The 8,983-nt window shown below is 31.3% G+C and carries 6 protein-coding genes; 2 read left to right on the forward strand and 4 right to left on the reverse strand.

Translation table 11 applies throughout. The features are described 5' to 3' along the window. Nucleotides 1-23 precede the first annotated feature (23 nt). The 4 genes from RMN92_RS06315 to RMN92_RS06330 form a co-directional block, all read right to left on the reverse strand. The gene (locus tag RMN92_RS06315) at nucleotides 24-2,450 is read right to left on the reverse strand and encodes a TonB-dependent receptor domain-containing protein (RefSeq protein ID WP_309608620.1); all 2,427 of its coding nucleotides are present in this window, start codon (nucleotides 2,448-2,450) and stop codon (nucleotides 24-26) included. Beyond that, nucleotides 2,431-3,798, reverse strand: a complete 1,368-nt coding sequence (locus RMN92_RS06320; protein WP_309608621.1) for an HTTM domain-containing protein — start codon at nucleotides 3,796-3,798, stop codon at nucleotides 2,431-2,433. Before RMN92_RS06320 ends, RMN92_RS06315 begins: the two co-directional genes overlap by 20 nt. A 2-nt stretch (nucleotides 3,799-3,800) precedes the next feature. Beyond that, nucleotides 3,801-4,913: an imelysin family protein gene (locus RMN92_RS06325; RefSeq protein WP_309608622.1), complete on the reverse strand. Its 1,113-nt coding sequence runs from the start codon at nucleotides 4,911-4,913 to the stop codon at nucleotides 3,801-3,803. A 121-nt stretch (nucleotides 4,914-5,034) separates the two neighbouring features. Then, nucleotides 5,035-6,255 (reverse strand): DUF4856 domain-containing protein, encoded by a 1,221-nt coding sequence (locus RMN92_RS06330; RefSeq protein ID WP_309608623.1) that lies wholly within the window; start codon nucleotides 6,253-6,255, stop codon nucleotides 5,035-5,037. A gap of 267 nt (nucleotides 6,256-6,522) precedes the next feature. On the opposite strand from RMN92_RS06330, the gene RMN92_RS06335 reads away from it, so the two are divergent. Both RMN92_RS06335 and RMN92_RS06340 read left to right on the forward strand, forming a co-directional pair. After that, a complete protein-coding gene (locus tag RMN92_RS06335) occupies nucleotides 6,523-7,701 on the forward strand; it encodes an imelysin family protein (RefSeq protein ID WP_309608624.1) in 1,179 nt (392 codons plus the stop codon). 64 nt (nucleotides 7,702-7,765) lie between these two features. Next, the coding region (locus RMN92_RS06340; RefSeq protein WP_309608625.1) for a di-heme oxidoredictase family protein at nucleotides 7,766-8,983 on the forward strand (1,218 nt) is incomplete at its 3' end.

Here is an 8,983-nt window from a genome sequence, read left to right on the forward strand (position 1 = left end):
CTATAATTAATAAATTAAGAAGATTAAAATACAAACTCCAATGTAGTATAAAATGTTCTATTGTCTGATGGAATAATTCCCGGACCTGGATAACCTGTGGCTCTACGCGTAAAATAGCTATTGTTTGTAAAATTGGTAATTCCAGCTTCAATTTTAAAATATTTGAATTTATACGAGCAAGAAAAGTCGGCCACATAATAAGCTGGTATATTACCAGAAATACCACTATTAATATCGTTTTTTCTTAAATCACTACTGGCACTTGATATTTGCTCAGAAACATAGCTAAACTGAAGTGCGGTCATAAGGTTTTTATAACCAATTCCTGTTCCAGTTTTAAGATTTATTAAAGGCACAAATTCTACTTTACTACCTTGAATTTTTGCAATATCAGATTTTAAATATTCAGAATCGGTTATTGAAACATTTGAAAAAACAGACCAATTAAAATTTTCATTTGACTTTAAAAAAGTTTTACTCAAACTCCAATCAAACATCGTTTCAAAACCATAGGTCATGGCTATCCCAAGGTTTCCTCGAAAACGAATGAATAGATTTCGTGAATTTGTTGTATTGAATTCTCCAATTTTATCATCATAATACAACCCAAAAATATTACTATCAAAGGTAATTTTATCTCCAATTTGTCCTCGTATTCCAATATCTGAAGTATAACCTTTTTCATCTGTTATATTTGGATCAATTTCAAAACTAGGCGTGGCAGTTCGAATGTCATTAAAAGTTACTGAACGATAATTTTGAGAAACATTTCCATAAAATTCGATTCGGTTTTTAGGTTTGTAACTTAGCCCAATACCTAGCAATAAAAGATTTCTGTCTTTTACATTATTTTCTACATTATTTTGATCAAGAATAACATTTCCTGCAAAGTCAAGATTTATTTTACGATAAAAACCATTGGCTTGGGTTTTTATTTTTTCAAATCTAAAACCTGGCGTTATTGAAAGTTTTGGTGTTATTTTGAAAATATTTTCTCCAAAAATTGCAAAATTTAAATTTGGATATCGGTAATCTGATTGATTTTGATACAACGGGAATTCATCAGCGGCAATTGTAAAATTGGCATCTGTCCCAGAACTTCCAGCATTTTGAATTCCTGAATTGTCCGATTGGTAATATTTAGCACCAATCAAAAAAGCACTCGTATTGTTCTTTATTTTATAGCGTTTTAAAAACCTTGCTTCTGCGCCCCAATTCACAAATTCTCCCACAATTAAATCTCTTTCTGTACCAAGAATATCTGGGTTTGAAACCCGATTCGATCTGTAGCCAACTGCTTTACGACTGGCATCCAATCCGAATAATTGCAGTGAAAAATCAGCATTAGTATCAAATTTATGTTTGAATCTTAAAGCAAATAAATTCCAATTTATAGCAAACCAATTCCGAGTTCTATTGCTTTGCAACGGATTTTCGATGAACTGAACATCAGTCAAACCGCCTGCTTGTTGCGCCAAATAGTCGTAATGTGTATAATCAAAATGCAAAGAAGTTTTATCAGTAAATTGATAATTTAAGTTGGCAAAATAATTTTTACTTTCAAATTTTGAATTGGGTCTGAAACCATCGCCTTGTTTGTAATTGTAAAAAGAATAATAACTAAATTTTCCGTTAGTTCCAGAAGCAGAAGTAAAATTGGTAAACAAATTAAACGATCCAAAAGTGTTTCTAGTAGTAATTTCGAAAGGTTTTGAAGTTGGTTTTTTGATTTTAAAATTAATTAATCCGCCAAACTGTGTTCCGTATTGTAATGATGCAGCGCCACGAACTACTTGAATTTCATCCAAAGCTTCGGTTGGTGTGGCATAATAACTTTCGGGATAACCTAAAACATCGGCACTAATATCGTAGTCATTTTGGCGCGTGTTGAAATTTGAAGTTCGGTTTGGATCCAATCCGCGACCACCGATGCTGAGTTGCAATCCGCCATCGGAACTTTCATTGATTGTCAAACCAACTACTTGAGCAAAAATTTGTCGCGCATTATTTGTCGCTTTATTGGCTGTAATTTTACTTATAGATATTACTTCGGTTTTTTTACCTGCGTAAATGGCAGTTTCTTCAATATCTTTCAATTTATTTAGCGCAAATATTTTTTCTTTCTGATTGTTAATGACAACTTCCGAAAGATTGGTAATTTTTTCTAAAACAATTTTTTTATTGGTTTCAGATGTTGAAATTTCGATTTCTAGAATAGAATAATTCTCTTTATAAAATGTAAAACTATAATTTCCAGATTGATTAACTTCAATGGCAAATACACCATTTTTATCAGAAAAATGCTTGGTTCCATCTGTTTTATTATAAATTTCTACCATTGGTAATTTTGCGCCAGAAGTAGAAGTTATCGTTCCTGAAATTATATTTTGAGAAAAACAATTGAAGCTAAAAAGTATAAATACTAAAAATTTAAAATCCGATAATTTCATCGTTAAAAGGTAATATCCAAGTTTTATGTTGGAATGATTCATATTCGTTGGCAAGATTTATTTTTGGATTGATGTATTTTTTACTCAATCGACCGTTAAGTGCGACATAACTTTCTACATAAACTTCGGGATTTTGTATTCCTTGGTTTTTATAATATTCGCAAAGATAATGAGCGTATTCCAGAATAAAATCTGGTTGAAACGACATTTGTTTTTCTTGAAAAGTAGTTAGAAAATGACTGTTATTTATTCTTATTTCTTTTTTAGTAATACTATCTTTCACAATAAATTGAGTGTAACCTGCTTTTTCCATTATCATAACGCGCCACGAAAAACGGAAACCTTCCTCAGTCCAAAAAAGTTCATCTTTGTATAAAAAATAGCGAAAAGGAAACAATAATTGAAACACAACAAATAAGCTGATAAAAGTTAATTTTAGTTTATAAGTCGCATTATAATTTTGAATTTTTACTTTTCCGTTTTCAAAAATAGTATAACTAAATCGAAATAAATTCGATAAATACTGCAAGCATTTTTTATGAAAATCAGCATCAAAAAATATTAAAGTACTAATAATCATTATATAAGGAAAAACGCCTATTGGAAATAAAATTCTTGTCAATACATGAAAAATAATAACCAGTGCGAATGCATAAATCCTAGTCCGTTTGTATAATAATAAAAACACAATACTCAAATCGTAAATCATTCCTGTCCACGAAAATGCATAATGCACCCAGTTTTCGTTTAGTAAAGAACCAATTAATGGTAATTCTGAATTATTGGGAAGCCAAATTTTCAGAGGCATAGAATTCAGTAGCCAATCTGAATTAAGTTTGGCTAATCCTGCATAAAAGTAAACGATTCCTAGTAGTAATTTTAGAATGTCAATATTCCATTTTGGAATTTTTTGAAATGCAATTTTGGAATTTTTAAAAGCATCGACAGAATACGATGCATTTGCTGGTAGAAATATGAGTAGGAAACTAATGATGGAAACAAAATAATAATGATTCAGATAAGTCGTTTTATCAATCAATTCAATATAAGTAAAACTTAAGAAAAAAGTTATAATGGCAATTCTATATTTGTAACCCATTGCCACAAATAATGCTGTAATACAGGCAATCATAAATAATAAATAAATGTAATTCCCCATTGGTTTTACCCAACCAAAACCATAATAGGTAAAATGGAATTGTGGTTTTATGTAGAAATCTTCGATCCAATTGTGACTTGCAAAACGGATTAGACTAAAAAACATCATAAAACCAAACGCTAGCCTAAAAAATGCTAGCGTTGCGGATTCTGAATAGGAATTCAAATATTTATATATATTAAATTTCATTATTAATCGCCATCACCATCTACATAATCAATAGAAATATTTAAGGCTTGCATCATATCGAGTTTGGTATAAATCACGTTTTTTTGTAAAGCATCGTAAGCCAAAATCATTTTAGCATTATCATTGGTAACTTGTGTAGAAAAACTATTATTGAGTTGATTGTTAGCTGCAAATACAGCTGTGAATTGATTGTTGATTATATCACTTAATTTTTGACCATTTCGCACAGTATTCAAAAAGTCTAAGTAGCCTTTTAAACTGGGTCCGGTTGTTATAGAATTAAAATTTTTGCCATTAAAAAAATCTTGAGAAGCTTTTATTGCTTCATTTAATAAAATTTTAGAAACATCATTTTTGTAAAAACCTTCTACTTTGTTGGCATATAAAACACCGCTAGAAAATATTCCTGCAGGAATACCTAATTTACCGGTACGAATATCCTTTTCTAAATTTTTTACAAAATTATTCGTGGTAAAATTTACAGCACTCGAAACAGAAGTGCCATTATTTGAAATATATCTGTTCTTGTAGCCTGAATTCCAATCGGTTACAACGCTATTTGCATTTGAAGTAAGTCTGTTTGAAACCGCACTTAAATATTGTTTGTAATTATTTGCATTTGCATTCGTAACATAAAACTCGATTACAGCAGCGTCGCTGGTTCCCAAACCATTTATTAAATAATCCAAAGCAGGAAATCCTTGTTTGTCAAATTGTGAAAGTAAAGTTAGATTATAATTTCCCGAACTTATATTAGCCTCAATTCCTACCGCATTTGTTGGATAAGTGTTAGATGATTCTTTGATATAAACTTCTTCAGCTTTTCCAAAATTATACATTGAAATATATTGGTAGGCTTTGTAAGCTTCAAACCAAGATGTTCTTACAAGTTGTAAATTTGTACTATTCGGGGTCGTATTGAAAGTTGTCACATCTGTAGCTAGAACTTGCACTTTCGATTGATAATTTACATAACTAGGTACAATAATATTGTCTGCCCAATTGGTTAAAAGCGCAGTTCTATCATAATTATTTTCAAGCGCCGTTTGATCTTCGTTTTCCGAACAAGCAAAACCAATGATGAGTAGTGCGAAAATTGCGATTATTTTTTTCATTTTAAAATATTTTTTCGTACTTTTTAAATTTATGAAACATTATAATTTTGATTAAAATAAATTTTAACAAATTTAAAATTATTTTTCAACGTTTTAAAATTAACAAAAGTTAATTATTTACTTAATTTACAGTAGCTGCTTGCGCCACCGTAAAGCCAAATTTTGCAGCAATTTGAGATGAAATCACATCCAATTTTGCACCCAATGTGTCAATTGTCCAAAGTCCATTTGCGCCACTTGTAAGTGAAGCCAACATAGTGTCAACCTCAGATTTTGAGAAATATGGATTGTTGGTTCCAGGTTTATTAGTATATCTTAATGACATAATAAAACCATAACCTTCAGACAAATCGTGAAAAGCAGCAGCACCATTATCTGTAATCAATTTACTCTTGCCAGCTTGCATATAAAATACAGAACGAACAGCAACAACCATTGCCAATTTTTCTTTTATAATTGTAATTTGGGCATCGCGTGTAGCATAATCATTTGCAACAATAGCAGCACGACCTTTTCTAAAAGCAAGTGATATGTCATTTTTCAAAGAGTTAAAATCTGTATCAGCATTCACCTTTGTAATGTATTCAGATAAAAATTTATCGCCTGTTGCACCAAAAACATTTCCATAAGCCTCGTCCCATGTATGTTCCATTTTTGTGTAATTGGTGTTGGCTTCCAACACTTTAGTTGTATTATTATCTCTACTTGATGCCTCATCTAGTTTGTTTAAACTCAAATAATTATTTACAACCTGATCTAAAAATAGCGAACCTATTGTTCCTTTCAAAAAAACTTGAACTGGTTCTAAACCGTTTGCCGAAAAATATCGGGTAGAAGCGCCAGCACCATATTTTCCAGCAACACCCACAGAAGCAGTTGTGCCTTGACTTGCGGTATTAAGGTCTAAAAAATTTGATTCAAAAAAACTTCTAACTGCAAGCTGTTCAGTTGTTGATCCGCCTCCTAAAAACAATCCAAAATAATCTTTCGATGCAGCAACTTTATCTTTTAACTGTTTTCCAGAAGTGTTTAATGCAGCAATTGAAAATGCATTATTAGTATTTGTAAACATAGATTGTAGGAGTGTGTTATCTACAACAAGAGATGACGTTGCTTGTGTTTTCACATAGTTGCTCATTTCATCCAGCATTAAAATTCTTGTTGATTGTCCAGAAAAATCAACTGTTGTTGCCGAATTTCTATCGAATGTGTATGTGATAGGAACTGAATAACCTGCCGTTGGAGGAGTTACTACAGGCGTATCTTCGTTATCATTTGAACAAGATGCTATAAATATTGAAGATGAGAAAAGTGCGATTAATAATAAATTTCTGAATGACATAATGTTGTTTATTTAGATTGAATTAAAATAATAATGCAAATATAAAATCAAATTTTTTATAAAACAAAATTTATTTAGAATAATTATAAATAAAATTTAATTTTAACTTTTGTTATATTCTCGTTAAAGAATTACATCTTTTGTATCACTAAATTTTCGATAACAGCTTAACACCTTATAATTATTTAAAATAATTCTAAATAATTTTGCATATTAAATTTAACAAATTATATTTGCTTAATTTTAATCATTCTAAATAAATATAATATGAAAAACATATTTTTAAAATCATTTTTGTTAATAATTGCAGGAACATTTTTATTCTCTTGTAATAATGATGATGGACAAACTCCAATTGATAACAGCATAACAAAAAAGCAGGTTATAGAAAATTATGCCAATATTGCTTATGCAAATTATCTAAAAGCCTACGATGATGCAGTAATTTTAGAAACAGCAATTGTCACTTTCACAACAACTCCTACACAAGTCAATTTTGATAATGCCAAAGCAAAATGGAAATTATCTCGTGAAAGTTACGGCACAACAGAAGCTTTCCGTTTCGCAAATGGACCAATAGATACTGGAAATGCAGCGCCTGAAGGTTTAATTAATTCTTGGCCAATGGATGAAAATTTTGTCGATTATGTTAATGGCGCTGCAAATGCAGGAATTATAAATAATCCTACTTTATATCCAACAATTGATAAAGCAACTTTAGAAGGTCAAAATGCATTAGATATTGATGAAAAAAATATATCTGTCGGTTATCATGCTATTGAGTTTTTACTTTGGGGACAAGATTTAACTGCTCCATCTGCAAATCTATCTGGACAACGACCATATACTGATTATTTGACAATAGGCGGAACAGCATCAAACCAAGCAAGGCGCGCACTTTACCTCAGAGTTTGTGCTGATTTGTTGACCGATAATTTGCAATATGTTGTAGATCAATGGAAAGTCAATGGTACCTATAGAAACACCTTTTTAGGACTGGTAGAAAATGTGGCACTCAAAAATATGTATTTAGGAATTACTACTTTAATTTTAGCTGAGTTGCCTAATGAGCGCATGGAAGTGGCTCTAGGAAATGCAGATCAAGAAGATGAGCATTCTTGTTTTAGCGATAATACACATCGTGATATAATTTTGAATTTGCAAGGCGTAATAAATGTTTACCAAGGAAAATATGGTTCAATAGATGGAGTATCTTTGGAAGATTTAGTAAATCAAGCAAATGCACAAGCAAATACCGACACAAATGCTTCGATAACATTGTCATTAAGTAAAGCAAATGCTATATTGAATCCTTTCGATTTGGCAATTTCTGGAGGAGAAACTTCTACTGAAGGTGCGAAAGTTAAAGTAGCTGCTTTACAATTTAAAAATTTAGGTGCTAACCTTTTAAATGGTGCAACTAAAATTGGAATTATTGTTAACTAATAATTTTAAAAAAAATTAACCAAAGTGTTCTTAATTAAAAGGACACTTTTTCTATTTTTCAATTATGAAATTTGTCTACAAAATTTTTCTTATCCTTTTTACTTTGCAACTTATTAGTTGTGAAGAAGATGTTTATGAAAACATTCCAGTTGAAGAAAAGCTTAACGCAGAAAATCGTGAAGAATATTCAGGAGGAGAAGCGACTGTTTTTAACTCAACTCAGGAAGCTTTTGGTTTTTTTGCAAAAGATTTAACCCAAAATGAGCAATCAGATTTTGGAATCGGAAATTCTTTTTTTAGACAAAGTTGGGTATCATCGCCAGCATCTACAACAGCACGTGATGGTTTAGGTCCTTTTTTTAACGCCAACAATTGTTCCAGCTGTCATTTTAAAGATGGTCGCGGTAGACCGCCAGCTTTTGATGGTCAGTTAGCTCGTGGTTTATTGTTGCGATTAAGTTTAGCAGGAACTCATCCTAACGGGATAGCTTTTTCAGATCCAATTTATGGAAATCAATTACAAGATAATGCTATTTTAGGCCAAGTTATTAAAGGAAAATATAGTATTTTATATCAAATAATTACAGAAACTTTGGCTGATGGTACTATTGTTGAACTTCAAAAACCAACTTACCAAATCAATAATTTAGGATATGGTAATTTGTCGGGTGGAATTTTAATTTCCCCAAGAATTGCAAACCAAATTATAGGTTTAGGTTTGCTCGAAGCAGTGCCGGAAACTACTATTTTAGGTTTTGCAACAGCAAATAATAGCAATGGAATTTCTGGAAAAGCCAATTATGTTTACGATATTGAATCAAATTCACAAAAATTGGGTCGTTTTGGCTGGAAAGCCAATCAGCCAAGCATTCGCCAACAAGTTGCTGGCGCTTTTTCTGGCGATATGGGAATTACAACCAGTATTTTTCCAAATGAAAATGCACCTCCAAGTGTCGATTTAAGTTCGATTCCAAACGGCGGAAGTCCTGAAATATCAAATGATAATTTCGATAAAATTGTATTATATTCCAGTTCACTTGCTGTTCCTGCAAGAAGAAATGTTTCCGATCAGAATGTATTAAAAGGGAAGAAAATATTCAATGATATTCAATGTGCCAGTTGTCATATTCCAAAAATACAAACTGGAAGCACTTATTCAATTACAGCATTGAGAAATCAAACCATTCGACCATATTCCGATATGCTTTTGCACGACATGGGCAATGAACTGTCTGATAATGCTACAGATTTTTTAGCAACTAGAAACGAATGGAGAACACAA

Source organism: Flavobacterium sp., from assembly GCF_031363805.1.
GTDB lineage: Bacteria > Bacteroidota > Bacteroidia > Flavobacteriales > Flavobacteriaceae > Flavobacterium.